This window comes from Neoalteromonas arenosi (genome assembly GCF_030362855.1).
Taxonomy (GTDB): Bacteria; Pseudomonadota; Gammaproteobacteria; order Enterobacterales; family Alteromonadaceae; genus Alteromonas_E; species Alteromonas_E arenosi.
This window is the reverse complement of sequence record NZ_JAUCBP010000001.1, coordinates 43,158-69,604: the sequence shown is the minus strand read 5'-3', so window position 1 is coordinate 69,604 and position 26,447 is coordinate 43,158. Positions and strand designations below refer to the sequence as shown.

At 46.0% G+C, this 26,447-nt stretch carries 24 protein-coding genes (1 of these 24 only partly in view); 11 read left to right on the top strand and 13 right to left on the bottom strand.

Features of this window, described 5'->3' with window-relative positions:
* A protein-coding gene (locus tag QTP81_RS00320) for a tetratricopeptide repeat protein (RefSeq protein ID WP_434532960.1) crosses the window boundary here: on the bottom strand, positions 1-2,015 show its 5' portion. It extends 838 nt beyond the left edge of the window; 2,015 of the gene's 2,853 nt are visible here — the first part of the coding sequence; the start codon lies at positions 2,013-2,015; its stop codon lies beyond the left edge, outside the window.
* Positions 2,016-2,635: 620 nt separating this feature from the next.
* On the opposite strand from QTP81_RS00320, the gene QTP81_RS00315 reads away from it, so the two are divergent.
* Complete coding sequence (locus tag QTP81_RS00315; protein WP_289362939.1) at positions 2,636-4,045, top strand: sensor domain-containing diguanylate cyclase; 1,410 nt, start codon at positions 2,636-2,638, stop codon at positions 4,043-4,045.
* Positions 4,046-4,259: 214 nt separating this feature from the next.
* Positions 4,260-4,685, top strand: a complete 426-nt coding sequence (locus QTP81_RS00310) for a DUF4177 domain-containing protein (protein ID WP_289362938.1) — start codon at positions 4,260-4,262, stop codon at positions 4,683-4,685.
* Positions 4,686-5,185: 500 nt separating this feature from the next.
* On the opposite strand, the gene QTP81_RS00305 is transcribed toward QTP81_RS00310, so the two are convergent.
* The 4 genes from QTP81_RS00305 to QTP81_RS00290 form a co-directional block, all read right to left on the bottom strand.
* A complete protein-coding gene (locus QTP81_RS00305; RefSeq protein WP_289362937.1) occupies positions 5,186-5,356 on the bottom strand; it encodes a hypothetical protein in 171 nt (56 codons plus the stop codon).
* A gap of 8 nt (positions 5,357-5,364) precedes the next feature.
* Positions 5,365-5,571, bottom strand: a complete 207-nt coding sequence (locus QTP81_RS00300) for a hypothetical protein (protein WP_289362936.1) — start codon at positions 5,569-5,571, stop codon at positions 5,365-5,367.
* A 142-nt stretch (positions 5,572-5,713) separates the two neighbouring features.
* On the bottom strand, positions 5,714-7,585 hold the full coding sequence (locus tag QTP81_RS00295; protein ID WP_289362935.1) for a HAMP domain-containing hybrid sensor histidine kinase/response regulator: 1,872 nt from the start codon (positions 7,583-7,585) through the stop codon (positions 5,714-5,716).
* The gene (locus QTP81_RS00290; protein WP_289362934.1) at positions 7,585-8,490 is read right to left on the bottom strand and encodes an ABC transporter substrate-binding protein; all 906 of its coding nucleotides are present in this window, start codon (positions 8,488-8,490) and stop codon (positions 7,585-7,587) included. The genes QTP81_RS00295 and QTP81_RS00290 overlap by 1 nt, the downstream gene beginning before the upstream one ends.
* A 207-nt stretch (positions 8,491-8,697) precedes the next feature.
* On the opposite strand from QTP81_RS00290, the gene QTP81_RS00285 reads away from it, so the two are divergent.
* From QTP81_RS00285 to QTP81_RS00270, 4 genes are all read left to right on the top strand, one after another.
* Positions 8,698-10,338 (top strand): acetolactate synthase large subunit, encoded by a 1,641-nt coding sequence (locus QTP81_RS00285; RefSeq protein WP_289362933.1) that lies wholly within the window; start codon positions 8,698-8,700, stop codon positions 10,336-10,338.
* 9 nt (positions 10,339-10,347) lie between these two features.
* On the top strand, positions 10,348-11,787 hold the full coding sequence (locus QTP81_RS00280; protein WP_289362932.1) for an aldehyde dehydrogenase family protein: 1,440 nt from the start codon (positions 10,348-10,350) through the stop codon (positions 11,785-11,787).
* Positions 11,788-11,872: 85 nt separating this feature from the next.
* Positions 11,873-12,520, top strand: a complete 648-nt coding sequence (locus QTP81_RS00275) for a hypothetical protein (RefSeq protein WP_289362930.1) — start codon at positions 11,873-11,875, stop codon at positions 12,518-12,520.
* 15 nt (positions 12,521-12,535) lie between these two features.
* Positions 12,536-13,528 (top strand): toll/interleukin-1 receptor domain-containing protein, encoded by a 993-nt coding sequence (locus tag QTP81_RS00270; RefSeq protein WP_289362928.1) that lies wholly within the window; start codon positions 12,536-12,538, stop codon positions 13,526-13,528.
* Positions 13,529-13,573: 45 nt separating this feature from the next.
* Here QTP81_RS00270 and QTP81_RS00265 read toward each other — a convergent pair whose 3' ends face one another.
* The 3 genes from QTP81_RS00265 to QTP81_RS00255 all read right to left on the bottom strand — a co-directional run bounded on the left by QTP81_RS00265 (position 13,574) and on the right by QTP81_RS00255 (position 14,878).
* Positions 13,574-13,981, bottom strand: a complete 408-nt coding sequence (locus QTP81_RS00265; RefSeq protein ID WP_289362926.1) for a YqaA family protein — start codon at positions 13,979-13,981, stop codon at positions 13,574-13,576.
* Between the two features lie 47 nt (positions 13,982-14,028).
* Positions 14,029-14,412 (bottom strand): VOC family protein, encoded by a 384-nt coding sequence (locus tag QTP81_RS00260; RefSeq protein ID WP_289362924.1) that lies wholly within the window; start codon positions 14,410-14,412, stop codon positions 14,029-14,031.
* 106 nt (positions 14,413-14,518) lie between these two features.
* Positions 14,519-14,878, bottom strand: a complete 360-nt coding sequence (locus QTP81_RS00255) for a DUF2237 family protein (protein ID WP_289362923.1) — start codon at positions 14,876-14,878, stop codon at positions 14,519-14,521.
* Between the two features lie 70 nt (positions 14,879-14,948).
* Here QTP81_RS00255 and ubiG point away from each other — a divergent pair, with 70 nt between their 5' ends.
* On the top strand, positions 14,949-15,713 hold the full coding sequence (gene ubiG, locus QTP81_RS00250; protein ID WP_289362922.1) for a bifunctional 2-polyprenyl-6-hydroxyphenol methylase/3-demethylubiquinol 3-O-methyltransferase UbiG: 765 nt from the start codon (positions 14,949-14,951) through the stop codon (positions 15,711-15,713).
* A 41-nt stretch (positions 15,714-15,754) separates the two neighbouring features.
* Here ubiG and QTP81_RS00245 read toward each other — a convergent pair whose 3' ends face one another.
* Positions 15,755-16,903, bottom strand: coding sequence for an acyltransferase family protein (locus QTP81_RS00245; RefSeq protein ID WP_289362920.1), 1,149 nt, complete (start codon positions 16,901-16,903; stop codon positions 15,755-15,757).
* 52 nt (positions 16,904-16,955) lie between these two features.
* Between QTP81_RS00245 and QTP81_RS00240 the strand changes: the two genes are divergently transcribed.
* Positions 16,956-17,894 (top strand): LytR/AlgR family response regulator transcription factor, encoded by a 939-nt coding sequence (locus QTP81_RS00240; RefSeq protein WP_289362919.1) that lies wholly within the window; start codon positions 16,956-16,958, stop codon positions 17,892-17,894.
* Here QTP81_RS00240 and QTP81_RS00235 read toward each other — a convergent pair.
* Positions 17,891-19,339: a YfcC family protein gene (locus QTP81_RS00235; RefSeq protein ID WP_289362917.1), complete on the bottom strand. Its 1,449-nt coding sequence runs from the start codon at positions 19,337-19,339 to the stop codon at positions 17,891-17,893. The two genes, QTP81_RS00240 and QTP81_RS00235, sit on opposite strands and share 4 nt — an antisense overlap.
* A gap of 352 nt (positions 19,340-19,691) precedes the next feature.
* On the opposite strand from QTP81_RS00235, the gene QTP81_RS00230 reads away from it, so the two are divergent.
* Entirely contained in the window at positions 19,692-21,521 is a 1,830-nt protein-coding gene (locus QTP81_RS00230; RefSeq protein ID WP_289362916.1) for a S8 family serine peptidase, read from the top strand.
* Between the two features lie 62 nt (positions 21,522-21,583).
* Here QTP81_RS00230 and QTP81_RS00225 read toward each other — a convergent pair whose 3' ends face one another.
* Positions 21,584-22,375: a hypothetical protein gene (locus tag QTP81_RS00225; protein WP_289362915.1), complete on the bottom strand. Its 792-nt coding sequence runs from the start codon at positions 22,373-22,375 to the stop codon at positions 21,584-21,586.
* Positions 22,376-22,540: 165 nt separating this feature from the next.
* On the opposite strand from QTP81_RS00225, the gene QTP81_RS00220 reads away from it, so the two are divergent.
* Positions 22,541-23,149, top strand: a complete 609-nt coding sequence (locus QTP81_RS00220; protein ID WP_289362914.1) for a glutathione S-transferase family protein — start codon at positions 22,541-22,543, stop codon at positions 23,147-23,149.
* Here QTP81_RS00220 and QTP81_RS00215 read toward each other — a convergent pair.
* Together QTP81_RS00215 and QTP81_RS00210 are read right to left on the bottom strand one after the other, a co-directional pair.
* The gene (locus QTP81_RS00215) at positions 23,140-24,744 is read right to left on the bottom strand and encodes a cisplatin damage response ATP-dependent DNA ligase (RefSeq protein WP_289362913.1); all 1,605 of its coding nucleotides are present in this window, start codon (positions 24,742-24,744) and stop codon (positions 23,140-23,142) included. The genes QTP81_RS00220 and QTP81_RS00215 overlap by 10 nt on opposite strands.
* Positions 24,744-25,802 carry a ligase-associated DNA damage response exonuclease gene (locus QTP81_RS00210; protein ID WP_434532956.1) on the bottom strand — a complete coding sequence of 353 codons (1,059 nt, stop codon included), beginning with the start codon at positions 25,800-25,802 and terminating at the stop codon, positions 24,744-24,746. The genes QTP81_RS00215 and QTP81_RS00210 overlap by 1 nt, the downstream gene beginning before the upstream one ends.
* A gap of 114 nt (positions 25,803-25,916) precedes the next feature.
* Between QTP81_RS00210 and QTP81_RS00205 the strand changes: the two genes are divergently transcribed.
* Entirely contained in the window at positions 25,917-26,417 is a 501-nt protein-coding gene (locus QTP81_RS00205; protein ID WP_289362912.1) for a GNAT family N-acetyltransferase, read from the top strand.
* The last annotated feature ends 30 nt before the right edge of the window (positions 26,418-26,447 follow it).

The following is a 26,447-nucleotide window of genomic DNA, read 5'->3' as shown; positions in this document are numbered from 1 at the left end:
ACCGACAGGTCACGCTGATTACCGGCGTTTTGCGGGTCTTGTGCCACCAGTTGCTTACTAATCGTCAGTGCCTGCTGATAGGCCTCTAGCGCTGCTTCGGTATTACCTAACTGCCGCTGGATACCGCCCATTCGCTCATAAGATACCGACAGGCCACGCTGAAAATCGGTGTTTTGCGGGTCTTGTGCAACGAGTTGCTTATCTATGGTCAGCGCCTGCTGATAGGCCTCTAGCGCTGCTTCGGTATTACCTAATTGCCACTGGGTATCGCCCATTCGCTCATAAGATATCGACAGGCCATGCTGAAATCCGGTGTTTTGCGGGTCTTGTGCAACGAGTTGTTCTCTAATGGTCAGCGCCTGCTGATAGGCCTCAAGGGCGGCTATGGTATTGCCTAACGTCCGCTGGATATCACCGATATTATTATGCGATACCGACAGGCCACGCTGAAAATCGGTGTTTTGCGGGTCTTGTGCCACCAGTTGCTTATCTATGGTCAGCGCCTGCTGATAGGCCTCTAGCGCTGCTTCGAAATTACCTAACTGCCACTGGGTATCGCCCATTCGCTCATAAGATATCGACAGGCCACGCTGATTACCGGCGTTTTGCGGGTCTTGTGCAATGAGTTGTTCTTTAATGGTCAGTGCCTGCTGATGGGCCTCTATCGCTGCTTCGGTATTACCTAACTGCCGCTGGATATCGCCCATTCGCTCATAAGATATCGACAGGCCACGCTGAAAATCGGTGTTTTGCGGGTCTTGTGCAACGAGTTGCTTATCTATATCTAGAGACTGCTGATAGGCCTCAAGGGCGGCTATGGTATTGCCTAACGTCCGCTGGATATCACCGATATTATTATGCGAAACCGATAGGGCGTGTTTATATAATAGATTGTCTGGAAAAGTCGCGGTGAGTTCTTTTTTAATTGCATGCGCTTGTTGATACAGTGCTAGTATTTGTGACAAATCCGCTGTATCACTTTGTGCGAGCAAATCCGCTTTTTGATCTAAAGCAACAGCTTTTTGAAAAAGATTATCTTCGTTCTCCATGCTGTAGGCATCTAGCTGAGCCAAGATAGCATCGATTTGCTCACTGACAGCTAAGCGCTGCTCAGTGGGTACATAGGCTTGCAATACATCTCGCAACTCAAAGTTCATAAACTGCAAATTGCTACTTAATGAGCCAAGCACTTCATTCGCTTTAGTATATTGTTGATAAGCTATAGTACCCGCAATGCCTGCTAACACGAACAACACGCCAAAGACACTGGCTACAATACTGATTTGGCGGGTTTTCTTACGCGCCAATTTTAATTGGTGGACTTTGTCTCGGGTTGTCAGCTGCTCAAGCGATACCCCGAGTATACCAGCAATAATTTTAAGCTTGGCATTCGCCAATTGCTCTTCATACAGTGTGGCTAAATGCTCTGCTTGCTTACGACTTTTGCCTTGCTCAATCAGGTATTTTTTATACGCTGAAGGATTGGTTAATCCTTTACCTCCACCGGGCAGGCGAAAGTCAGCCGCAATGGGCTCGGTTTGTGACTCTTTATTTAGATTGCCATCGGCGTCTAAGTGGTACTGTAACGCCTCAGGGAAGCACTCCAGGGTGGCCGCACTTTCGGGGTCTTCTATTTTAGATTCGTCAATCGACGCATTGGGCTCACCGAGCAATAGAGCTGCCATGATACGGTCTTGCTTGCCCGTTTGTTTAAAGTGCAGAATTTCTTGGTTCACATATTTGGATTGTGTGGCTCGGGGCGAGCATAACACCACCATAAAAGCGGATTTTTCTAATGCGCTTGTAATGGCATTACTTAAATCCGCATCAGCCGGTAGCGATACCTCGTCACGAAACACGGGGTAAATCCGCTCAGGAATAGTTTCACCACGCAGATTGGTAGTCCCGATTAACTCAGGCGGTACATCATACACTTCCAGCTGCTGATGCAGCCACGTGGCCCATTGCCTATCTTGCTCAGTATTATCCGCATGCCGATAGGATATAAAGGCCATGTAAGTATTTGGTGACTGCATCGTGTCGTATTGGCTGTGAACGCAAATTTCATTGTTTGCGTTTCAAATCAAGTTGTCAAATTCGAAACTGTATACAGTTACCCCTATTTCCATTTCAAATCGAGCTTCCGCTTTCCGAGGAAAGTGTTCGTTCAAAAGTGATGTTTTTAGTTCTTATCGAATGTCTGCTCCTTGTCTTTGTCAGGCAAAGGCATTCTTCTGCTTCGCACGTTTGGGGTAGGGTCAAGAATGCGATTGCAGTTAGTCACTTCCTCAACTATGGAATGCCCGATCAGTTCTAGTAACTTTTCTCAATATATGTGCGTTTACTTGAATTTGTTCAGGATTCTTATCAGGCTCTAGATAATCTTGTACATATTTAGGAAAATGAGTTTGAATAATGCGCTGTTAGGCATCTGGATTTGCTACAAACGCTCGCAATTTGGGCGAAAAGTCAGTTCAAGACTGTCGCTAAGGCGCTCAGTATGGAAGAATAACTACGACTTGTGCATCAGCACAGCTTACTCATTGACGACTAGGATTAGAGGCAGGTTAGAGCTTAACCGATCAGCATGGCGTTTCATCGCGCCATTTTGAGATTACTTATGCGAGAGTACAGAGTGACGTCGAAGTCGTGTGCGATTGTAATTCTGCGTAGTGTCACGATTTCTATCTCCTGGCTGCTTGTCTGGCAAGCGGGCAGAATAATGGAATATACCGAGCATGCCAGCGTGTGGTTCCCTGCAGCGGGCTTTACCTTCGCGTGCTTTTTGGTGGCTGGTTATCGTGCGTTTCTGCCCGTTTTAGCAGCGGCGATTGTGATCACCATTTGGAATGGCCATCATTACCAACTTCCATTAACGCTGAGCGAATTTGTGTGGGGCGGTTTTTTGTTTGGACTGGCACACATATTCCCCTACTGGGCCGGCGCTTCTCTCATCGGTAACATTGCCCGTAAGCCTGGCACGCATACTCCACAATTAATGGTGGCCTTCCTGCTAGTCAGTTGCGTGTCGGCATTAATTGTTACCCTTCTTGTGCTCCTGTCTTTAGTCCATACAGGACAAATGCCTGCTGAGGACGTAGCGGATACGATTTTACCATTCTGGATTGGTGATATGGCGGGTATCGTGATTCTGACCCCGTTATTTACCGCTTTGCTCGCGCGTTATTACAGAAACAGTTTGATTGATTTGCAGAGCTTTACCAGTAGCCAGTATGGCTCATTAGCCACTACTATCAAAAAAGTGGTGATGAACGTTATTCTTATCATTGTGATTATGTACTTAGGTTATATCACGGATTCAGAATATAGCGTGTTCGCTATCTTTTTTCTGACTGTCACGCATATGTGGATAGCTTGCACAGAAAGCGCCAAAGCGAACATTATCAGCCTCGTGATCAGCAGTGTGCTTATTGTCGTTATGGTACATCTACTAGGCTTGATGGAAGACGTCAAGGTATACCAGTTTGCGCTAAACGTCATTGCAGCAAACGCACTGTTTGGCATCGCTATTCCTCAGTTACAGGCCGACAATCGCCACTTAAAACGCTTGGTATTTATCGACAAATTGACCAAAGCCTACACCCGGGACTACATGGAACAGCGTGCAGAGCTCGAAATCGCGCAAAGTCATGAGTCCGGCAGCAAACTTTTCATGGTTTTGTTTGACCTAGACAAGTTCAAACTGATTAATGATGAGCTAGGGCACATGGCAGGTGATGAGGCGCTGAAAAAAGTGGGTCAAACGGCGTTTTCTATTCTGCGTAAGACCGATATTTTCGCCCGCTTTGGCGGGGACGAGTTTGTCTTGTTATTGCCAGCTTTGGACATTGATAAGTCGACACAGCTGGTCGATGAATTACGGGAAGGCATTCGCACTATTACCGTGCGTGGACAATCATTGTCGTCCAGTTTTGGCGTAGCGAAATTGCAACCGGGCGACAATTTGGAAAGTTTGTTCAACCGCGCGGACAGCGCTCTTTATGAATCAAAAAAACTGGGCGGTAATACGATAACGTATCGATAGATTTGCCGTTTTTCTCTAACAACCTCAACTTTTCTAGCAGATATAAAAAATGCTTTGTAATTCATGTTGCAAACCTACAAAACGGATTGGATATGGTTTGATGTCGTAAAACTGTCGTATATTCTTCGTATTGATATCATAATGTAGTCGTAAAAAATTCCGGCCGCTTTATGAATAATGCCGCTGTCTCCATTACATCAGTCACGAGATTTGTATGAAAATTAATGCAGAGTTAGTTTTAGAGTTAAGAACCAGAAAGTGTTGGTCTCAAGAAGAGTTAGCACTGGCTTCTGGTTTAAATTTGAGGACGATACAGCGAATTGAGAAGGAGGCGACAGCTTCGCTACAGTCCAAAAAAGCGCTGGCATCTGCACTGGACGTGAGTTTCGATGACCTCGACTATGAGGAAACAGTAAAGATGAAAAAATATGAAACCAAGACATTGGAAATTGAATCTAATGAGGGTTTTCTTGCGGGAATTAAAAAGTCAAAGATGCCCAATTTATCAGAAATACTAAATAAAGAAGGGCAAGATGGCTGGAAGTTGGTACAGATTTTAACGCCTGAATTAGCACAAGGCGTGTGGACTGCGAAAACTGGTAAAATGTTGGCAATATTCCAGCGCGAGTATATTGAATAAAATTATTATTAAGAAAGCGAATACGCGGCTCCATACGCTTTTGTTGGATTATAAACGGTGTTTGGGCCGCGGACTTCACTTTGGCATACCCTTTTGCCGTGAAAGCACCATTTGAAAACAGAGTAACGATCTATTCATTGATCGTCATCACCTTGTCTTTCAGACGATTATCGCTTCTGCGAAAGGGATTGTCTGGTAGTTGCTCATTCTTGCCTAATTCCCATAAAGAACGCCACGCACACAACAAGCAAGACAAGAATATAGAGGAATGGGGATTGCAATAGCGTTAATGGCTGCTCAGATAAATGTTTGACCTCTGTTCGACTAGGGTACTTTATAGGGAGCAAAAACATGCAAGCTGTTATTAGGGCCGTTAATATAGTAAACAGTAACTTGTATGCGGTTAGAAAAACCGCCAAAAAGCACCCAATCCAAGCGAATAGTACAATCAATCTCAGCACTTCATTACCTCAAAAGCTATCCTTGTCCTGTCAATCTATCTAAATGTCTGCTCCATTATCTTCAAGAGAACCGTGCCTTAATAGAGGCCCACTGCCTGCGCGCTTGGCAACATTGGCGACTTCCAAATCGCCTTTGCCAATTACTATCTCTTGCCTTGCGTCGTCTAAAATTCGCTTACGAGTTGACTCTTTTACTGCGGCTTTTGTCATTCTAGATTCTAGAGTAATCGTTTAGGGTGCATGCCATTAACCATGTCGGCGAAAGGCGGATGAATTGAATAGCCACGTATCCTGCGAATATCTTCAGACACTTCAGCGACAACTTCAAGTGGTGTGCCGAGAAAGTAGTGTTCTTTGAGTAAAGGCAGAATTTCCGCCTTTATGGTTGCTAACTCATCAGCCGATAGCAGCTCTTCAATGATCACGTACCCGAGCTGTTCAACTCAATGCTGGTGGTTGGCTAAATAATGGTCAAGTCTACTTATTTGAAACTCGCGTAAATGATTGATTAGCATGGGGTTAAGTTGTTCTTATAAAGTAAAGTTTTAAAGAGGAAAGTACTCAGAATCACTGAGCACTAAATTGAGACAGGCACTTTTCTAAGGTCGCTTTGACGACTGGTTTATGCAAGTAATCATTCATTCCTGCTGTCAACGCAGCGTCTTCATCTTCCTTAAAGACGTTGGCACTTAAACCAACAATAGGTGTTGTATCTCCTAGATCCCGAATATTTTGGGTCGCTTTAAGGCCATCCATGATTGGCATTTGAATATCCATTAAAACAACATCAAAGCGCTTCTCTCGACATGCGACTACGGCTTTTTCACCATTATCCACCACCACAACCTTGTGGCCCATCGACGCCAACATATCCTGGATAATCAGTGCATTAATATCATTATCTTCGGCGACCAAAATTTTTAGCCCCTTGTTCGCGCCGTCAGTCACATGCGGCGCACTAGGTGGGTCATTCAAAGGTATACAAGCCTCAGCTGGAATACTCACTTTAAATTTACTGCCCTGACCCAGTGTTGATGATACGGTTATTTTGCCCTGCATCGACTCAACAATTTTTTGGCAAATTGAGAGGCCTAAGCCCGTGCCGCCGTATTTGCGCGATATGCTGCTATCAGCTTGTTCAAACGGGTCGAATAAGCGCTGGATGTCACGCTTTGAAATACCGATGCCAGTGTCTTGAACCAGGAAGACCAATTGTCCCTGTTGAAAGTCAACGGTAAGGGTAACTTTGCCCTGTTCAGTAAACTTAATGGCGTTATTTAATAAATTTAACAGCACCTGCTTTAAGCGCTTTTGATCGAGGAGGTAGCCAGTAGAACAGGTAGTGGCGATCTGATACTCCAATAGTACCCCTTTCTGGTCAGCGACCACTTTTGTCAGGTCGTAGATTTCAGATATAACCTCTCGCAACGCGCCGCAGGTGGGTGAAAGAGTCAACTCAGCATCGTTCATTCGGGAAAAATCGAGTATGTCGTTGACCAGTGATATCAATAAACCTGATGATTTTAGTAGCTGGCTCAGGTATTTTTGCCGCTTCTCCTCATCCGTTTCGTCCTTACATAGTTGCGCAAGTCCAGTGATACCATTTAACGGTGTGCGCAACTCGTGGCTCATGTTGGCTAAAAATTGGGTCTTCTTCGCTGCTAATTGTTCGGTAGCCACCAGCGCTTGTTGTTGAGCTTTAAAGGTAGCCTGCTCGGCTCGGACAAATCGATTAAAGGTATCCGCGATATCTTGAAGTTCGTCGCCAGTATCAAGCTCAACTTCACCTAAATGCCCGGTTTCGGTTTGGGTGTGGATAGAATTTTCAAAACGCGCCAGCGGTCGTCTAATGACTTGTCGCACAAGAATGTATAGTAAAGCCAAAAGCAGACTGACAAACAGTATCGCAACGATAGAGAATCGCCATTGGTATTCCGCGTACTGGCGGTCGAGTACCAGTGTATCGAAGTACATGATCAGTATGAGCGGGCGCGTATCGGTATTATTGGCAGCCAGTACCGTTACTGGATAAGCCATTGCATATTGCTTATCGATCACATCAGTGAATACTGGGACAACACTGTTTCGATTGGCAAAATACACCGACTGCATTATCTCCGGTAAATCAACCACAGACTGCTCAGCATAACGATAAAAACTCGAAGCTATTACATTGTCGTTACTCGGATCAACCACTGCGACTTGCAGAATATGATCGCTCAGGGCTATACCCGTGACGACTTTCTTTAAGCTGTCATCGCCTAAAGAAAAGTCAAATTGCATGGCGGCTTGGCTGGCAAGGTCAATCGCGTGTCGTTTGGTCGTATCGAGCTGTTCTTCCCGGTACAGGTTCAGAAGGGTATTAGTGACCAGTAGGCTCAATACAATAAACACCAAAGTCGTCGGAATGATCAGCTTTTGCGCTATACCAAAACGCATTAATTGAGTTCCTCAAACATTTCGCCGTATTGCGCACAGTTAGGATTCTTAGCCACTTGGCATGCGGTGACAATATCTTTTACTTTGTCGGCATAATCTTCGACAAACTCTCGGTGCTTGCCCTCATCAAGTAGCTCAATACCCTGCATGGATTCTGAAACAGCAGCAGTAGGCACATCGGCAATCTTGGCAACAAATTGATAGAAACTAATAGGGTCAGCCTTAACCTTCTCTAGAGTAACAAACCACAATTTTAGCATTTTCTCGGCAAGATCATCACTGACATGTGGTTTGGCCCAGACGACATCAAACACTCGACGAGGGTGCTCAGCGGTAGTGTAAATCTGATGCAAATCTGGATTTTCTAGCAAAAATGTCGACATCGGCGGGTAGGTCACACATGCATCAATTAAATCCTCTTTAAACGCATCTGCACACTCATCCTCCGGGATCTTGAACTGGGCAAAATGATTACTGGGCACGGGATCATCAAAAACCAGTGAAAGTATGTATTCTGCGATACCTTGCGAAGGCACTGCGATGCGTGCACCTTCTAGGTCTGCCAAGGACTGAATCGAGCGGGTCGCAACAATAACGTCGCCACCGTTGGAATAATCGGTAAAGATCACAGGACGTATATCGATCTGGCTCATGCGATGCGCATTAGTAAATTCAATCATCGAGGTTGCACCAAAATCGACTTGTTGGCGCATGTAGCCGCGTCTAAAGTTTCCAATGTTATTCGGTTCAACTATCTTGAGTCGAATGCCGACCTGCCGATCAATGCCATGCTCTATCGCATAATAGAAAGGATAAAAGCCGTACCAGCTGCCGATAACAATAGTAACGGGTTCAAGGCGGTCTTTGGGCTGACAACTACAGAGCAATATTGACAGAAATAACATGCACAAACGCATACTACTGATCTCTTTACAAAAATCTGGTCTAAGCTTAACACACAAGTATAGCGGTCAAACGGGCTTGTACAGGAAAACAGAACTTATTAAATAACCAAAAGTTATTTAAATATAGATATGTATAACCATATACGTTGTTACCGTTGAGCTAGAGAGTTGCGTTGCAATCTTGTAACACCGTGATTAGGAGTGTCAATGAAAGCGTCAGATCTGTTTGTTAAAGCGTTGGAAGCCGAAGGTGTTGAATATGTATTTGGTATTCCCGGCGAAGAAAACTTGGACTTATTGGAGTCGTTACGAAGCTCTTCCATAAAGTTAATCTTAACCCGACATGAGCAGGGCGCGGGATTTATGGCGGCAACTTATGGGCGATTAACCGGCAAGGTCGGTGTGTGTTTATCCACATTGGGCCCTGGTGCAACTAACTTAGTAACGCCTGCGGCTTATGCGCAGCTTGGCGCGATGCCGATCTTAATGATCACTGGTCAAAAACCGATTAAAACCAGTAAACAGGGCCGTTTTCAGGTCATTGATGCAGTCGACATGATGCGGCCTATAACTAAATACACAACGCAAGTTGTCAGTGGTGACCGTATTCCGTCGGTAGTGCGCGAAGCGTTTCGTCTCGCTCATGAAGAACGGCCCGGCGCTGTGCATATCGAGCTGCCCGAGGATATCGCAGCAGAAATGACCTCAGCTCCATTATTAGAAGCGTCAGTGGCCCGTCGCCCCATTGCCGAATATAAGGCAATAAATAAAGCGGTCGAAATGATTGAGCAAGCCACATCACCAATTTTGGTCATCGGCGCAGGTGCAAATCGCAAGTTGACGTCTAAGATGTTAGGCGAGTTTGTCGCAAAAACGGGGATCCCATTTATTACTACGCAAATGGGTAAAGGTGTTATCGATGAAACAAATCCATTATTTATGGGGAATACAGCGCTATCGGATGGTGACTTTGTCCACCGAGTCATAAGTCGCGCGGATCTGATTGTTAATGTTGGACACGATGTTGTTGAAAAGCCGCCTTTCTTTATGCATAAGGATGGTAAGCAAGTGATCCACGTAAACTTTGACTCTGCTGCAGTTGATCCGGTGTATTTCCCACAACTCGAAGTGATTGGCGATATTGCCAATAGCATTTGGCAAATCAAAGAAAACATTAGCCCGCAAAGCTCTTGGAAGCTAGACTTTTACCGCGACGTACATGACGCCTATGTCGCCCATCGGCAGGCCAGTGAACAAGACGACCGATTCCCAATTTTGCCTGAACGTTTTGTTAAAATTGTGCGTGAAGCAATGCCTAAAGACGGAATCGTCACACTTGATAATGGGGTGTATAAAATCTGGTTTGCACGCAATTATCCCGCGTATTTTCCAAATACCTTACTACTCGATAATGCCCTTGCCACAATGGGGGCCGGCTTGCCATCAGCGATGGCGGCGAAAATGGTGTATCCACAAAAACCCGTTATAACGGTTTGTGGTGATGGCGGCTTTATGATGAACAGTCAGGAGCTTGAAACGGCGGTGCGGTTGAACTTACACATTGTTGTGTTGATATTGCGTGACGATGCGTATGGCATGATCAAATGGAAGCAAGCTCATATGGATTTTGAAAACTTTGGTTTGGATTATGGCAACCCGGATTTTGTCAAATATATAGAGTCTTATGGCGGTAAAGGTTGGCGTATTGAGAGCACGGCGGAATTGGGGCCATTGCTCACAAAATGCCTGAACGAGCCCGCCGTACATTTAATCGATGTGCCGGTTGATTATAGCCTCAACGACCAAACGTTAAACAAGACGATTCGCGAACTCAGTAGCAAACTTTAAGGATATTTTATGTCATCACTACAACAAGCCTACCCTTACTTTTTGGCGAGCAAAGCGGTATACGCCAATCAAGACCTTAAGGTAACCAATAAATATACTGGCGAAGTGGCGACCTCGGTTGCTATGGCAGACGCGGGCGTAATTGACCAAGCAATTGATGCAGCAGAGAAAAGCCAAGCAGCCATGACGGCAATGCGGCCTTATGAACGGCAGAAAGTGCTCAATCATTGCGTCACTCGCTTTACTGAGCGTTTCGAAGAGCTTGCTTATGCCCTGTGTATTGAAGCAGGGAAACCCATCAAAGATGCGCGCGGCGAAGTCACTCGCCTAATAGATACCTTCCGGATTGCCGCCGAAGAGTCTGTGCGAATAAATGGTGAGGTTACTAATTTAGAGGTCACTGAACGGGCAAAAGGTTATACGGGTATGTATAAGCATGTACCCATTGGTCCTTGCTCTTTCATCTCTCCATTTAACTTCCCATTGAATTTGGCAGCACACAAAGTCGCGCCAGCAATTGCCGCAGGTTGTACTTTCGTTTTGAAACCGGCTTCTCGCACACCACTAGGTGCGATTATTATGGGTGAGGTACTGGCTGAAACAGATCTCCCAGAAGGTGCATTTTCTATTCTACCTTGCTCACGTGATGGTGCGGATCTGTTTACCACCGATGAGCGCTTTAAGTTACTGAGTTTCACAGGCTCGCCTGATGTCGGGTGGGACCTAAAAGCACGAGCCGGTAAGAAGCCTGTGATTCTCGAGTTAGGGGGTAACGCCGCTTGTATCGTAGACGCGGATGCCGATTTAGACGATGCCATCGAACGCATTGTGTTTGGTGCCTATTATCAATCCGGTCAAAGCTGTATCAGTGTGCAACGGATTTTGGTACACGACAGTATTTATGCCGATTTTAAACAGCGTTATGTCGATAAAGTGGCTAACTTAGTTCATGGTGATCCACTCGATGAAAATACCTTTATTGGACCGATGATTGCTGAATCAGAAGCTAAACGCTTAGAAGAGTGGGTTAATGAAGCCGTTGCAGGCGGTGCGACATTGCTTTGTGGTGGTAAGCGAGATGGTGCTATGCTGGACGCAACAATCCTCGAAAATGCACCACATGAGTCTAAGGTAAACGCTGAAGAGGCCTTTGGCCCAGTGTCTATAATCAGTTCTTTTAGCGATTTTGATGCCGCTTTAGAAAGTGTAAATGACAGTCAGTTTGGTCTACAAGCTGGGGTCTTTACACGTGATATATACAAAGCGCATAAAGCCTGGGACGTGCTCGATGTGGGCGGTGTTGTGATTGGTGACGTACCAAGCTGGCGGGTCGATAATATGCCTTATGGCGGTGTTAAAGAGTCAGGTTTGGGGCGCGAAGGTATTCGCTATGCCATTGCCGATATGACAGAAATCCGTTTATTGGTGATCCGCGATCCTAACGCGTAGGAAAACTTGCGAAAAAACAGTGGCTGTCTATGATTAATCACCATTAGGCAGGCACTGTTTAACCACCGATAAGGACATTGGCGCAATGGTAGTTTGGATACTTTACAATGATTTTGATTTGAGCGAAGTCAATAGTATACAGCGTTCATATTATCAACAGACCCTCCCAGAAACATTAAATACTAAATTGGCCATTGAAGATGTTGATTTTCAACGTCTGACAGACGCTACTGACTTGTCATTAATTCGAGCTGACAGTTTACTGTTGTGTATTTGTTCGGCGTCAAGTGTAAACGATGTCGCGCTTAATCGATTACTCATTGAGTTTAAGATGCGCAGTAAGAATGTCTTTGCATTGGTGTTAGGTGAAGACCTGCAGAGCGTTGTAGGCGACGAGCAGCAGAAAGACAAAAAAAAGAAGATTGACGACTACTTTCCAGCAGCGCTGCTGCTTGATTATGATACGGCGGGCAACACAACTGAGATTAAGTCTGAACCGATTGCAGTAGCGGCGGGACCAGATGCACACAGTCGCGGTATCGCGGTGAAGAAGTTTACGGCAGCTATCTTTGATGTTCCTTATCGAGAATTAACGCAACGTCAAAATAAAGTAAAAAACGCGGTTATTCTAGTCGTGCTGATAGTACTTAGCCTTTCAACTCTGCAGTGCGTGAGCGACACATCAAGTTCAATGGATAAATTTTACGAACAATTTCGTATCCAGGGCAACTAAAGGAATGGTTACAAGATGGCTATTTATCAAGCATTTATCAGTTATGCACATGCCGATGTAAAGCTCGTCGATAAGCTGCATCATGTGCTCGAGAACATGCGAGTGCCTCTGTTTGGTAACAGCCAAAAGCGCTTGTTTCCAATTTTTCGCGACGCAGATGAGTTGCCTACTTCGGCAAATCTAGCTGACTCATTAAATCTGGCATTGGCAAACTCAACCTATCTCATTGTTATTGTCAGCGAAAAGTCTTTGGCTTCATCTTGGGTAGCAAAAGAGGTCGAATTTTTTTCGGTTCACAATCCCCAAGATAAACTGATCTTTGTAACGTTAGACGATGCATATCAGCACCAAGAGCACCGCAATCATATTATTACACGGTTAATCCAGCAGTCGACGACATTAAAATACGAGCATACTGCAAGCGGTATGAATGATCTAAAAATCGAAATTGCATCGATTATGACAGGTCACAGTCAAGCTCGACTTAAGCGCCATCTTCGCATTGGGTCTTTATTAAAAGTCTTTACCGGTATTTTAAGTATCGGGTTGTTATTGTTTATTTTGTTTTGGGTTGCAGTATCTACTTCAATTTTATTCAACCTGAAAGAGATGATTTCGGGTTATAAAGACGTAGAAGATGTCTCTACCCTTGAAGCTATTACGCAAATAATTGCGATGATGGTTGATGATCAAGATGCTGAATCACAAGTTAGCACGGATTCAAGCTGTCAAGTATTTTCAATTACAGAGGTTAAATACCAAGAGCAGGTTAATACGACTACCAAATATCTATCGAGGATGACTGCAGAATTGCGCACCGATGGAACAGAAGCCAACGATATGTCGCCAATGATCAGTTATTTAATATCAGAATATTTGCGGCTGGACGAATGTGCTAGCGACGACATAAAAGCCTCGTTTAGCGATGAACGCGAGCGGATGCAAGGCTTAATCGATGAAACTTACAAATTGTTGGAGCGTCACGGCGTCGCTGTTGCTGGGGATTAGTACAGGGCATTGAGGAAGCACCTAAATCGCTGTTAAGCGCGCTTTTCAGGCTGACAAAGTTGCCAATACCATCTGACTAAGGATTATATACCGGGTGGTTTTGGCGATACTGACAATGAATACAAACCAGATTACGGGAACGCGTATAAGCCCGGCAACCACAGTGAGTGGGTCACCAATTACAGGCACCCAACACATTGTTAATGACCACAAACCATAGCGCCTAAAGCGGCCCTCAGCTTCATTGAGTGTTTTATCTGAGATTGACAACCAGCGTTGAGCCAGCGGTCGGCCGGCGTATAAACCAAGTGCATAGTTGGTGAGTGAGCCTAATACGTTGCCTATAGATGCGACGATGACCAATGTAACAACCGGATCGCCTTGAACGATCAGTGCAGTTAAAACAACTTCACTACTTAAGGGTAATAGAGTGGCTGCGAGAAAGGCAGCCACACCTAAGCCGAGAATCCCGGCGTGCTCTAAACCTAACAATTAAAGTATTATTGTTTTGGCCGGTGTAATGCGCAGATTTTGTTGCCTGACGGATCGCGTAAATAGGCAAGGTATAATTTCATTATGCCATTATCGCGCATTCCCGGAGGCTCTTCACAAGCTGTACCGCCGTTGGCTAAACCCGCAGCATGCCACGCATCAGCTAGCTCTGGTGTTGCTGCAGCGAAACCTACGGTGCTGCCATTACCATGACACGCGGGGGCGCCATCAATGGGTTTGCTTAACGCAAAGACACCCGTGTCGGTGTAATAGAAACAGCGGCCTTTGGGATCGATAACCCCTGGCTTGTAGCCTAAAGCGCCTAAAGTCGCATCGTAAAACCGTTTCGATTCTTCAATATCGTTGGCGCCCAACATAATGTGACTAAACATAACGTGTCCTTATTTCAATAAAGTGACGTTCACTGTACCGATTTGGGCGCGTTTGCCCAATCTAATTTAATGATAAACGGCTATTGGTTTGGCCAATAGCGGGTCATTATTCAAAGGCGTATTGCTGCAAAACTTCCAGTGGTATGACACTTAGTGCCGCCTCATTAACAGCGGCTAATATAACTTTAGGTGCAACCCCGGCTTGGTGTGCCTCTAGCCAGCGACCGGCACATAAACACCAACGATCACCCGCCTTTAAACCGGGAAAGTCGTACATTGGATTTGGCGTACTAAGATCATTACCGCGACTTTGGGAAAAGGTCAAAAACTCGTCGGTCATTATGGCACATACACTGTGATTGCCTACGTCGCTGGTAGGAACATAACAAAACCCTTCGCGCGTAAATCCTGTGTTGCCACAGCATAACTGTAATGGTTCACCTAGAACATTTCGAGCGTTTGGCATGGTAATCTCTTTGGTTGTTTTAACGTATAAATGTGTGATGCAATCACACAATAGCTATGAGCACTATACGATGTTAGACAAAAGTCAGCTTAGTCCGAAGTTAAATAACAATTCAACTCTTGCGCCTGATGAAGTGGCCAAATTTGATGAAATGGCTAAAGAATGGTGGGATCCAGAGGGTAAATTCAAAACGGCTTTGGCGTTTAACCAAGAGCGTTTAAGCTGGATTGTTCCTACTATTGCTGCCCATGCAAACCGCAGCGTTGATGGACCAGACTTGTCGGGCCTTCGGATTTTGGATGTGGGTTCCGGTGGTGGTTTAATTGCCGAATCTCTGGCGATATTGGGCGCTGATGTGACAGGTATTGATGCAAGTGCCGTCAGTGTCGAAATAGCGCGTCGACATGCTCAGTCGTCAGGTGTAGCAGTTGACTATAGACACATGTTAAGCGACCAATTGGTTGCACAAGGTGAACAGTTCGACGTGGTTATTAATGCCGAAGTTGTGGAGCACGTACCCGACCAACCACAATTGATTAAAGAGTGTTGTCAGCTAGTCGCGCCCGGTGGTCAATTGTTGTTAGCCACACTGAACCGGTCGATAAAAAGCTACATCATTGCGATTCTAGGTGCTGAATATGTCATGCGTTACCTGCCCAAAGGGACTCATGATTGGCGCTTATTTGTCAAACCCTCCGAGTTGCGCCAATGGACTGCTCAGCATGGATTAGATTTTGTTGATAGCACAGGTATGCAATACAACCCTTTCTCTCAGCAATGGCGCTGCGTAAGCAGTGAAGCAGTCAATTACATTCAGGCGTACATGAAAGCCTAAGGCAGCCAGACACCGTTAACTGCCTAGGTACGTACCCGTAACTATTTCAACCCGAATAACCAACGCCCGATCGTAAAGCGCTTCACTATTTCGTAAGTTAGCGTGCAACCCACTAGAGTAAATGCCACGATCATCCCAAACTCGATACCTACAGGGATTGATTGCGGTTTTAACCACGCGGCCGCCACTACAATTAGCGTTTGATGCATGATGTACCACGGCAACAAGGCCCGATTAGCGTAGACTAAAAAGGCATTAGAAAACCGCAAGTAAGCACCCGCTAACCCAACCAGGCAGATTATCCAGGCCCAATGATTTAAAGTTACAACGATTGCGTAGAAGCTACGCACGGCTAAGTTATGTTCAAACTGATCGGCAAGCAGTGACCAAGCCCCGTGTCTATCTGCAATCAAGAAGGCGTAGCAGGCAATGGCAATAGCCAGTAAATACCAACGGCGCCGAATAAGGGCGCGCCACACACCATTCAAATGGGGTAAACAGTAGCCTACGATAAATACCCAAAAATATTTAGCATGGCTATACCAGTCATTGACTAAATCATGAGTCACCGGAAACTCGCGACGCAGGTTTAACCAAATAATTGACATCACCCCTACTAATACAGCGATAAATGACCATAACGAAGCGCCTTGCAGTAATGCCAGTTGGCATATTTTCACAAGTAAAGGACGCAACGCAACGGTGATAACTGAATACACAAATACATAGGGAAGAAACCACAAATGGTTCCACGTGAGTAATCCCAGCGGTGAGTGACGCTCAGGTGCTAACGTTGTGTTGAGATTGTAATAATCGCTTAAAAAAGACCGGTAGCTGGCGCTGTAGTCAGAAATCTCATGCAGCTCAACATAAAGTTGCGGTGGAACAATGACCAGCATCCCTAAGACTAGCGGTATCAGTAAGCGTTTACTGCGCAAGCCAATAACGCCTTGGTGGGGATTGTGCAGCTGGTACAAGCTCAGAGCCATTGCAGAAATAAAAAACAGCAATGACATACGCCACTGATTACTTAATATCATCACATCTTGCAGCCAAATACTCTGATGCTCGCTCTTAATATGCCAGCCCCATTCGAACACGTAATACATACCAATGTGGTAAGCGATTAAGATAAAAAAAGCCAAGGTGCGTAACCAATCGATATCGTAACGTCGCTGTTGTGTTGTCATTAAAGTCGATCTCCTTTACTTTTAGGCCATTGACAATGGATGATTCATGCACATGAAAACAGCTCAAAATAGCGGTGTTGATGGTGTTCAGGGACAAGCGGTGGATAGCAGGGATGAAAATTCACCACGCTTACAGCGTTGGTTGAAAAAAATTACCGCCGCGCCGAATCGTTTCCTGTTGCTAGCTCTGCTGATCTACATGGTGATCAACAACACCATTAATGCAACGTCGGTGTGGATGGAGATCACGCGCGATGGCCAACCCGAATTTGCCTTGTGGGAGTTGTTTGTTTGGGAATATTCCAGCCTCCTCGCTAATTTTTTGTTATTGCCACTGATATTCTGGGTATGGCAACGGTATCCCTTGCGCTTTTCATACCCCTATCGACAGTTGTTAATGCATGCAGGCGTTAGTCTGTTATATGCCATCGGCCATGTATCACTAATGGTCGCAATGCGTGAAGGGGTTTATTCATTGGCGGGTGGCAATTATGATTTCGGGCCGGTATTACGCGAGTTTTTTTACGAGTACCGTAAGGATGTGTGGGGATATGTCTTCTTTCTACTAGTATTTAATATTTATCATCGGGTCTTGAGCAGGATTGCCGGTGAAGCCAATATTATTGCCAATAGCGAAGCCGAAGAAGTAACTGCGCCTAGTGCGTTACCAGAGCATTTACTGGTTAAGAAACTCGACAAGGAGTTTTTAGTTAAAATCAATGAGGTTGATTGGTTAGAAGCGTCGGGCAATTATGTCAATTTATACGTGGGCGAGCGTATCTATCCACTGCGCAGTACCTTGAGTCAATTAACCACTAAGTTGAATAGTCAGTTTACCCGAATCCATCGTTCTCATGCAGTTAACCACAAAGCGATTGAGCATATTCAATATAGCTCTAGTGGCGATGGTGAAGTGACATTAAAAAGTGGCGTGACACTACCGGTATCACGCCGCTATAAAGACCAGCTAAAACACAAGCTGTCGGTTTAACTCAGCTGACTTGTAACCACCTGCGTTAACCCATGAAGCGCTGATATTTGTGGCTGAACATCTGCACCGTAATCAAACACAACAGCTAATACTAAAACAATGGACGCAGCGAACATTAGTTTAAGGATTAGCGGAAAGCAGAACTTAAACCAAAGGTGATAGGGAACGCCTGCCATGCCAATAATCCCCATCAATACCGCATTGGTTGGGATAATCATGTTCGAGAAACCGTCTCCAAACTGATAGGCCAAGACAGCTATTTGACGGTTTACGCCGATTAAGTCACCTACGGGAGCCATTAACGGCATGGTCACATAAGCCTGGCCACTGCCTGAAGGAATGAATAGATTTAGGATGGTTTGCATAATAAACATGCCGACGGCTGCCAATTCTGCACCTAAGTGAGAAAGTGGCATCGACATCGCGTGCACTAGGGTATGCAATATTTGGCCGTCTTCCATTATCAGAGCAATACCCCGTGCGATACCAATGAGTATTGCGGTAGTGGCTAAATCTTTGACACCATCAATGAAGCGCTCAGCAGCTTCATCGGCCCCAAGCTGGCCAACGATTGCTGTAACTGCTCCCCAGAGGATAAAGATCGCGCCGAGCTCATACAAATACCAACCGCGCTGGGAAATGCCCCACACTGCGGCAGCAATGGCAGTTACGAGGCCAAACAAAATGATCTTGTGACGCAAGTTTAGAGCAGGGTAGTCAGTGTTGTCATTACCGCCTAATGGGCAAGGTAGTGATGCCGTCATTGAATTGTTGGGGTCAGCTTGGACAGACTTGGCATAGCGCCACACATGATGAAAGCCAATCAGTACAAACGGCACAAAAATCGCTAAGCGCAGCTCAATGCCCGAATATAAAGGCACATCAGCGACTTGTTGGGCAACCATCACGGTAAATGGACTAAATGCCGATACACCGTATCCAATACCGTATCCAACCACAACCATGCCCACCGCAGTCATGGCGTCTAGCCGCATCGCCTTGCACAGTCCAACTAGGATCAGAACAAAAGGTATGTATTCTCCTGCTGTCCCTATCGCACCAGATGCAAGTGCGAAACAAAAAATTACCATAAATATTAGCAGGTGAGGATTTTTGCCAAAGCGCTCAAGTAATCGACCGATAAGGGCGTCAATGGTGCCCGTTGCACGCGCAATAGAAAGCACTCCACCAACAATAAACACAAAGAAGATCACGTCTTGTGCAGCAGCGAGCGCACGAGGTATTGCGACTAAGAAGTCCATTGGTGATAAACGAACTTGCTCATCGGATAGGCTATAAGTGCCTGCAACTACGGCCTGACGACCATTGTCTAATGTGACAGTATCGAAAAAGCCTTGTGGTACAAGCCAGGTGGCGATGTAGGCAACCAACATCATGCCAAGTAATAAGATTAACGTATGCGGAACGCGAAATTTTTCTGTCATTGGTGTTTGTAGCACAGCTGTGAGTGATTAAAAGTGTGCGGGCAGATTAACCAATAATGGGCGAGGGAGCAAAGCATCGACTATTTCTTCGTCGATAAATGTTTAAAATTCAACCAAAAGACGTATAGCCGAATATTCTTCTGAAAAAAATCACCTTTAAAAACATTGGTTTGTAAAAAATGAGTTAATGCAGTTTATCGCTTCATATTGTTAATTCGTCGCGCTTGTCGTATGGTGCCAAGCGATTCATCCTTTGAATGAGTCTTTATAAACGATAATTATAACAATAAGAGTTTGTTGCCTAAGCAGCGTAAATACTCAAAACAACAACAAGTAGTTAGGACCTCATCCTATGAAAAATTTAAAATTAAAGCCGCTCGTAACGGCTACGCTCTTGGCTTTAACAGCCACTGCAGCGCAAGCGTCTGAGCGTGTTATCGTTCAAGTTGATAATCCAGGAAAAGGCATTGTTAAAAACTTAGCCCGCCAAGCAGGCGGTGAGCTTAAAGTTGAAGGTGATGGCTTTATCGCACTTGAGTTTGCCGGTAAGAATCTTGACCAAATTAAAGGTCTACTCAATAACCCTCACGTAAAATTGGTAGAAGTTGACCAAGTTCGTCGCTTGATGTCATTCAGCGACGATCTCGGCGATCCAATGGCACAACAAATTACGCCATACGGTTACTACCAGTCACAGTCTGACCAAGTGACTTTTGACCCTAATGCAGGCATGAAAGTTTGTGTTATCGACTCAGGCTTAGATTCATCTAACCCAGATTTCCTTTGGGACAGAATCACGGGTGACAACGATCCAGGCACAGGAAACTGGTTTGACGCTGGTGGGGAGCACGGTACTCACGTAGCGGGCACTGTAGGTGCAGCGGATAACACATTTGGTGTTATTGGTATGGCACCGGGTGTTGATATGCACATCATCAAAGTGTTTAACGCAGAAGGTTGGGGTTATTCATCTGACCTAGCCAAAGCGACTCAGTTGTGTTCAGCAGCTGGCGCTAACATCATTAATATGAGCCTCGGTGGCGGCGGTGCCAACAGCACTGAAGAAAATGCATTCAATTCATTCGTAGCTGACGGTGGTTTAATCGTAGCTGCAGCTGGTAACGACGGAAACTCTGTACGTTCATACCCTGCTGGTTACCCAGCCGTAATGATGATTGGTGCTAACGATGCCAATAACGACATTGCTACATTCTCACAATTCCCTAGCTGTACAACAGGTCGCGGTAAGCGCACTTCTACAGACGAAACTATCTGTGTGGAAGTAACGGCAGGTGGTGTTGATACACTTTCAACTTTCCCAGCGGGTCTTGCGACTTCTTCAGGTTTAAATGCTGACGGCAGTGCTTACGTTTCTGCAGCAATGGAAAACGTTGGCAATGCGTCGGGTAGTACTTATTTCATGGGTACTGCAGAAGCTGTTGATAGCGGTGCAAATGGTAAAGTGTGTGTGATAGACCGTGGTGTTATCTCTTTCTTCGACAAAGTGAACAACTGTGAGCAATCAGGCGGTGTTGGTGCGGTTATCATCAACAACGAACCGGGTGTGCTTTACGGTACGCTGGGCGACACCAATACTACTAGCATTCCAGCAGTAGGTGCAGCTTTAGAAGACCGCAGCGCGCTATTAACAGCTAGCACAATGGATATCACTATTGGCGCGAGCGATTACGGCTTCTTAAGCGGTACATCAATGGCTACACCAACAGTTGCTGGTGTCGCTGCATTGGTATGGTCAAATCACCCAAGCTGTTCAGGTGAAGATATCCGTTCAGCCCTTAAAGCGACAGCTCTAGATAGTGGTGCTCCGGGTAAAGACGTGTATTTCGGTTACGGTATGGTTCAAGCTGCAGCAGCAGATGCATACTTAACGGCTAATTCATGTGGCAGCGTTGAGCCACCTCCACCACCACCGCCGTCAGGTGACCTAACGCTTTCGGCTAACGGTTTCAAGAGCAAGGGCTTACAGTACACTAACTTGACTTGGGAAGGTGCAACATCTACTAATGTTGATATCTATCGCGACGGTCAGTTAATTGCGACTACGGCAAATGACGGTGCTTACACCGATGCACTTAACCGCAAGGGCGGTGGTGCGTATCTGTATCAAGTGTGTGAAGAAGCTTCAAGCACTTGTTCGGCAATGGTTCAGGTAGTTTTCTAAACTAGCCAGAATGAACAAAAAAGCGAGCTCTTAAGCTCGCTTTTTTTTGCCCAGAAAACGGACTAATCTGCCGATTCCCACACCATTGCAGGGTATTGTGGAAAGCTTAATTCAACATCTTCGTCATTCTGATCGACTTGCGCATAAAGTGCATGAATATCTTTTTGCAGCTGCATCCTAAAGTCATAGGCAGCTTCGGCGACTTCGACTAAATATGTCTCGTCTTCAAGTTCGTCTTCAATAGCTTGCTGCATCAACGGACCAATGATCCGAAATGCGGCAAATAAACGATCAGTTTCGCGTTTAGCAAAAGCTTCCACTTGCTGGTACAAGTGGTCCTTTTTAGCATCGCGCTGCGCATTAACAGGATTATCGCCGATAGTAGCGAAGTACGCTTCAACATCCTCTACGGCAACGTCGTGTGCGGTATTCCACATCGGCATAGTTTGCATGTTGAGTAGTTGATTCGTCTTCGGATCAATCACCATCACACTCGGCGTGGCAAAATAACCGGGATAGCGGTATTGCTCAGTCAACCAACGCACATCGCGATAGTACGCCACATCAATAAACAAGGTTTCAAAGCGAGTTTGGACAACTTCATTCACCTCGGGGGTCGACATTGAGCTTGCTAGTCCCCGACTGTCATGACACCAATGGGCACCTAATACGAGTAACAACAGTTTGTCATTCGCAATCGCTCGCTCAGTAGTTTGTGTCACTGTGTCTGCGAGTTCGTCGCTGTATTGGTATTCGTACTGAGGTAAAACGGCTGTTTTATTATCAACGGCACAAGCGCTGATTGAGGTGCCAATGAACAGCAGGACGAGCAAGGCTAAGTGCTTGAATTGCATTGGTGTAGATTTCCTTATTGAACTAATCTTGTTAGCTTAACACCGTTTACTTATAAACGGATATTAGGGCGTGCCGCAAAGATCAACACGCCCTAGTGTTCATAATTGGTTTTTTAAGCCGCTGCTTTATAGGCTAATAATTGCAATTACCAAGAGGCTTTAATTATGTTGCTGTACGATACGAAAACTGCGCCAACGCCACGTCGAGTAAGAATTTTCCTCGCCGAAAAGGGCATTGAGGTGCCTACCAAGCAAATTGATTTGCAAGCGGGTGAGAATTTATCAAAAGAGATGCGGGCAAAAAATCCGCTGGGCAAAATTCCGGTGTTGGAACTCGATGATGGCACTTGTATCAGTGAATCAGATGCTATTTGTACCTACTTTGAAACCTTGCACCCAGAGCCGCCATTAATGGGAACTGGAGCGGTGGAAAAAGGCATAGTCATGCAATGGGCAAGACAAGTTGAATTCGGTTTGTTCATGCAAGTTGGTTTGTGTTTTCAGCATTCCACCGGTTATTTCAAAGATCGCATGACGCCGGTCCCTGAGTTTGGCGTTGAAGCAGGTAAAAACGCCACTAAGTTTCTGCGTTTGTTAGACCGCCGCTTAGGCGAAACCGAGTTTATCGCAGGTGACACGTTTACCTTGCCGGATATCACTGCACTTTGTGCTATCGACTTTGCTCGTGTTATTGATGTGCGTATGCAAGACGAACAAACTAACTTAAAGCGTTGGTATGAGGCTGTTAGCACCCGGCCGAGTGCTCACGCTTGATCTGGAATTAGTTTTTTCACTGTTGCTAAAATATCAGCCTCGTTAGCCGGTTTATCCCAGCGGATCCTGTGGATCCGCGGGAAACGCAATGCAATACCAGATTTATGGCGATTTGAATGGTGGGCGGAGTCAAATGCAACTTCTAACACTAGCGCCTTTTTTACTTCTTTGACTGGACCAAAACGGGCAATGGTATTGCGCCTTACCCAGCGGTCGAGCTCCTTCAGTTCCGCATCGGTAAACCCCGAGTATGCCTTGCCAATCGGTACAAGCTGACCATCATCCCACACGCCAAATGTATAGTCTGAGTAAAATGATGAGCGTTTCCCGCTGCCGCGCTGGGCATACATCATCACAGCGTCCAACTGCATAGGATCGCGCTTCCATTTCAGCCACTGATTGGCAGGCCTACCTGATACGTAAGTTGAATCCAAGCGCTTGAGCATTAATCCTTCAACTGCATTGTGTTGTGTATCGGTCGCTTGCTGGCGCAGCGCAGTTAAGTCAGCAATATCGGTTGGGGACAATACGCTGGAAAGTAACAAGCTTTCGACGTTAAGGTCGGCATACCACTGCTCTAAAAGCGCGCGGCGTTGTTGCAATGGTTGCGCTGTCACAGATTCCCCATTTATGTTCAGCGCATCATAGACCACTATGCCAACCGGTGTCTCGGCCTGTAGTTTCTTGGAGGGCTTCTTCTTGTTGAGGCGTTGCTGGAGCTGATTAAAACTACCAATCTGACCGTCGCGGATCACCAGCAATTCACCATCTAAGACCGCTTCAAAATCGATTTTTGCCAGGAGATCCGGAAAGCTATGGCTAATGTCGTCACCGGTGCGACTAAACAGCGCTTTACCATTGGGTGTACTGACTAACTGCACGCGAATGCCGTCGTATTTCCACTCTGTTTGCCAGTCACACAGATTGATATAGTCTGCTTGATGGCCTTGCAGCTTTTCTTCATCCAGGGGATGGGCAAGCATGACGGGATTGAAGGTAACTCGTTGGCTGACATCCGGTTTTTCTTCTTTACCCTCAAGCCAGCCCAGAAGGTCAAGATACGGCGGCTCTAACCCATGCCAAAGTGCTTCGATTTCATCTATATTGGTATTGCCATATTCCGCGAGGATTCGCTTCAGCAAGCGCGCAGAAACTCCGACGCGCAACCCGCGGGTGCCGAGCTTAACCAAAGCCCAGCGCTGGGCCGGCGTCATGTTATCAAGGAGCTCAACTAAGTAGTGTTCAACATCGGCTTTTTTAGCCTGTTGAAAATGTTCTACAACCTCGCTTAGAGAAGGTAATTGAATCGCTGTTTTGTCGGCACTATTCGGCCATAAATGGGCGACCGTTTCACTCATTTCACCCACGTAGTCGTAACTCAGTGCGAACAGTGTTTCATCAACGCGTTCCAAAATAAGCTTCTTAATCAGAGCGCGCTTGAACATATCAAACTTGAGGGTGCCAGCAATGGCTGCAATCGCCCAGCCACGATCGGGATCAGGCGTATTGCGCAAATAATCGTGAATAACGGCAGTTTTAGTCAACTTACTATTGGTAAAGTACAGCAGCTCCAGTAACTTGGCGAAGGCTTCCACTAGTCGTCTTCCTCTTCGTAACCAAGTAGCGACAGAGCTTGTGCCCGAAAGCCCATATTCGTCGCTTGATAGACCAGTGCTTCTTCACGTCCGTGAGTAACCCATACGTCCGGTGCGTTAACGTCGGTGAGGGTTTGCAGCAATTCAGGCCAATCACAATGGTCTGATATCACCAAGGGCAACTCAGCGTTGCGCTGCTTACTGCGGGCTCGTATCTGCATCCAGCCTGACGCCATCGCGGTGCGCACATTCGGTAATTTGCGGCTCCAGCGATCATTTAGCGCTGACGGCGGTGCAAGCACAATTTTGCCTGCCAGTGAACGTTTATCTTTCACATCATTGACTGCTATTAATGACCCAAGCTCGATACCATGGGATTGATACAGCTCACACATCTTTATTAACGCACCATGCATGAAAATGGGCTCGTCATAACCTAGCTCGCGCAGCGCTAGAATCACGCGCTGACATTTACCTAACGCATAAACGCCGACTAAGTGGCAGCGATCGGGGAATACCCGCATGGACTCGAGCAATTTTTCGATTTCTTGATCAATTGGAGGGTGTTTAAACACCGGCAGACCGAAGGTGGCTTCAGTGATAAAAACATCGCAAGGCGTTACCTCGAAAGCTTCACAGGTTGGGTCGTGGCGGCGCTTGTAATCACCGGAGATCACCAGCCGACTGCCGGCGTATTCGAGCAGGGCTTGTGCAGAGCCAAGAATATGCCCTGCGGGTTGAAAAGTTAGCGTAACTTGCTCTGCCTCTACCGCCTCAGGGTTTAAACACAGTGGCTGGGCGTACGCTAACGCGACGTGGTCTTGCCAGGCTTGTTCAGCGTAGCGTAGCTGCATAATATCCAACGTCGCCGGTGTGGCAACAACCCATTGATTACCCGGCCGCGCATGGTCGGCGTGACCATGGGTGATAATTGCACGCGCAACGGGTTTGTGTGGATCAATAAAACAGCCCGCAGGTCGGCAATATAGGCCTTGCGGACGCGTTTCAATCCAATCGCGAGGATGTTGGGTGTTCAGCACGCTACTTATAAATTGCAAAAGATTATCTCTGCTACGACTACAACCCACTTTTGGATGCACTCGTTAATTGTGGGTTCGAAATCAAGGATAGTTATGGCATATTGCACTTTTAGTTTTAATAAGACCTGCGCTATGACCATCGAATTTTGTCTTGCCGATTACAATAATCCTATCCACGCCAATGATGTTGTCATGTTACTAGACGCCTACGCGTCTGACCCTATGGGGGGCAATCAAGGGCTTGACCAAGAGGTGAAGCAACGATTAATTGAGCGCCTGCGCGTTTTACCTTACGCTTATTCGTTTATTGGCTATCAATGCGAAGGTGATGGTCAAAAGAAACCGGTAGCGCTCGCTAACTGTTTTATGGGCTTCTCGACGTTTAAAGCGCGTCCCTTGTTGAATATTCACGATTGCTACGTCGCTGACGGCCTACGTGGACAACACGTCGGGCAACAATTATTGCAGGCGATAGAGTCGTTTGCTCGCCAACACGGCTGTTGCAAAATTACGCTCGAAGTTTTGGAAGGCAATAAGCGCGCGCAAAATGCCTACGAAAAATTTGGCTTTTCAGGTTATGCCCTGGATGATAATTCAGGCCATGCAATGTTTTGGGAAAAAGCGCTTAAGTAGTTGATCCGACTGTCTGGTAAGTGCGTTTTT